This window comes from Paraburkholderia panacisoli, assembly GCF_008369935.1.
Lineage (GTDB): Bacteria > Pseudomonadota > Gammaproteobacteria > Burkholderiales > Burkholderiaceae > Paraburkholderia > Paraburkholderia panacisoli.
Genome location: NZ_VTUZ01000156.1, coordinates 1 through 1,078 on the forward strand (window position 1 = coordinate 1; position 1,078 = coordinate 1,078).

Sequence of the window (1,078 nt, forward strand, 5' to 3'; positions counted from 1 at the left end):
CGCAAAACCAGGGAACAGGCCCTCAAGTGCCTGGCCAGGGAACTGGGTCGCGAGCTGGTGCCCGTCCCCGCCGTCACTGGAACAGCCTGAAATCCCCGGAATGTGCGGGAGGGGTTCTTGGAACGATTGACCAAAACCGCGATGCCGAGGCGGTGACAATCGATAAAAGGGCTCTGGTGCAAATAGGTAAGCTGGTTGAGAAGTTTCCTATAGGCAGGATACCTTATCGAGTGGACAGGACAGCATCCCATATGGCAGGCGCAGCGGCGTCCTTGAGGCCGAGCTTCGCGAGATCGAACTGGGCCTTGCGAATTCGATGCGTCAGTTCGATGCCTGAAATCGTGGTCGCGGCGCTCCTGAACCGTTTGAAACTGAGCATTACATTCGTTCTGGATTTGATGTGGCGATGGCCCTGCTCGATCACGTTGTTCAGATATTTCGACGACCGGACCTTCGTGTCTTCAGGCAGCAGACCATCGGTCTTCATCTCGCGCACCGCGCGGTGCGAGGCAGCGTTGCCCTCGAGCGTGATGCTCTCCGGTGACTGGCCCTGATGCCCGATGGCCTTGTTGAAGAAGGCTTTGGCCGCGGCCACGTCACGCATCGTCGTGTGAGCCAGCGACAAATCCCGTTCGGCCACGCCCCGCAGGAAGTCCCCTTTGGGGATCATCTCGACCAGATCGCGTAGGCTGAGCTTGTAGCGCAGGTACCAGCGAACACACAGAATGATGATCTCCCGATCAAAATGGGGTCCGTCGAACAACTCCTCCAGACTCTTAAGCTTGTTCATCGCGGGACATCAGTTCGTTTCGTTCCGACAACTCTAACCGATTCGCCAATCCCATTTGCACCAGAGCCGGTTGAACTGCTCCTGGAAGTCTGGCGCCATGACCGCCTTGGCGAGGACTAGCTGCCCAGGCGTCGCGGTCGCTCGTCCGTTTTGCGAGAAGAATGCGTGGATAGCGTCAAGCAGGAAGTCCGGTTTACCGACAAACATCTTGGCCGGTCGACCGAGGTGATTGTCGCTGCGTCAGGGGGTCATGGTTGTCGCTCCGTTCGGGGTGTCAGTGGGTAATTG

At 58.1% G+C, this 1,078-nt stretch carries 1 protein-coding gene; it reads right to left on the reverse strand.

What is annotated here, in order from left to right; genetic code table 11:
* Positions 1-223 precede the first annotated feature (223 nt).
* Positions 224-790, reverse strand: coding sequence for a DDE-type integrase/transposase/recombinase (locus FVF58_RS51115; protein ID WP_149676998.1), 567 nt, complete (start codon positions 788-790; stop codon positions 224-226).
* Positions 791-1,078: the final 288 nt, after the last annotated feature.

Bases quoted from the DNA above. Each gene is read 5' to 3' on its own strand.
- FVF58_RS51115 (WP_149676998.1), bottom strand. From the start codon at position 790: ATGAACAAGCTTAAGAGTCTGGAGGAGTTGTTCGACGGACCCCATTTT.